Origin of the sequence: Campylobacter sp. 110 (assembly GCF_002383965.1) — a bacterium.
Lineage (GTDB): Bacteria > Campylobacterota > Campylobacteria > Campylobacterales > Campylobacteraceae > Campylobacter_D > Campylobacter_D coli.
The window spans coordinates 1-1,628 of the sequence record NZ_NXBD01000045.1 but is presented as its reverse complement, the minus strand read 5'-3'; the positions used below and the strand labels follow the sequence as shown (position 1 = coordinate 1,628).

General features: G+C 25.1%; 3 protein-coding genes. All 3 read left to right on the top strand.

The window, feature by feature from the left end:
• The coding region (locus BGS43_RS06590) for a hypothetical protein (protein WP_002912337.1) at positions 1-768 on the top strand (768 nt) is incomplete at its 5' end.
• Between the two features lie 14 nt (positions 769-782).
• On the top strand, positions 783-1,007 hold the full coding sequence (locus BGS43_RS06585) for a helix-turn-helix domain-containing protein (protein ID WP_039625767.1): 225 nt from the start codon (positions 783-785) through the stop codon (positions 1,005-1,007).
• A 126-nt stretch (positions 1,008-1,133) separates the two neighbouring features.
• Positions 1,134-1,628, top strand: a 495-nt coding sequence (locus BGS43_RS06580) for a Rha family transcriptional regulator (RefSeq protein ID WP_141085299.1), incomplete at its 3' end; no start/stop codon positions are given.

Genomic DNA, 1,628 nt, shown 5'->3' with positions numbered 1-1,628 from the left:
ATGACAGAAGAGAAAGAAAATATTGTTAATTTTAAAATAAAAATTATCCATGAAGAAAACATAGAACTTGGGATAATGGCTAATTCTTTGTTAAGTTTTCAAAAATTAATGGATAGTTTTATATCAAAAGAGCACGGTATAACACAAAGTAAAATTTTTTTAGAAAAAGTTGAAACTGGTAGTGATATATATTCTTTGGTTTTTGAAATAGCAGGAGAAGTTTTGCCTATTATTGCACCTATTCAAGCATTAAATGAATTTATAGAACTTATCATATCTTTTAAAAATATCAAATCAAAAAGTATAGAAGAAATAGAAGAAAATCCGCATTTTACTAAGTATAATGCCAATAATTTAAAAAATATATTTGCACCCGTTACTATAAATCAAAATACTTTTTTTATCAATCATAAAGGTGAAGAACTTTTGAGAATAAATAGTGATGAAGCTAAGCTTATTTATGAAAATGCTAATTACATTTGCGAAAAAAAGGAAATTGAATATCAAAAGATACATGAAAATGCTTTGATAACGATGTATAAAACTACAAATAAAATAGACAATAAAACAAAACATAAGGCAAAGTGCGATGCTTTAAGTCCTTATGCGGTTGATGTTAGTTTTAGTGATGAGAAAATAGCCGAAGAAGTTTTGAAAAATCCTTATGGATTTAATTTTTTAGTAGATTTAGAGTATTATAAAAACGATAAAAATAAAATTATTTTATATAGAATTTTTAACATAAAAGATAAAATATCTTTAGAATAAAAGAAAGGAATAAAATGGAGAAAGAAAACATTGTTAAAAAGGTTTGCAAAGAGTTAAACATTACTCAAGCTGAATTAGGAAGACAATTAGATGTCCCTGCTTCTACAATAAATACTTGGGCTAGTGGTAAAATTCCAAAAATGGCAGAAGTAGCATTAACTCTTATGCTAGAGAATAAACAACAAAAAGAAATACTAGAAGCAATTAAAAAAGCAAGGGATTTTATAGGCAGGATTTAAAATCCGTCCTATAATCGAACTTTTTTTAAAATAATATTCAAAAAATCGTTTAAAACTATTGACTTTTATCTTAAATTCGATTATAATCATAAAAAATAAACGAAAATAAGATAAAAGGATTATTTTATGAACGATTTAATTGTAAAATACAATGGTGCTTTAGTTACCACACAAAATAAGATTTCAAAGCTAACTAACAATAATGAAATTTCTATTCAAAAGCTAATTAGAACCTATAAAGCAGATTTGGAAGAATTTGGAATATTAGAGTTTGAAAATCAACTTATTATAAATTCTAAAAATGTTAAAAATTATAAAAAGATTTACTATCTGAACGAACAGCAAGCAACGCTACTTTTAACTTATATGAAAAATAGCGAAAGTGTTAGAAATGCTAAAAAAGTTTTAGTTTTTGCTTTTTATCAAATGAAAGAAAAGCTTAGAAGTCTAGAACAAGAACAAGAAAAAGCTAGATTTAAAAGCTTAAGCGATGAAAATCTAAGACTAAATTCTTTAAATCATCATCAAAAAATCGGTTATAAATCTCAATTAGCACAGCAAAAGGAACATTATGAAAACAAAATCAAAGCCCTTAAATACGACTTAGAAAAGAAAAAGGAG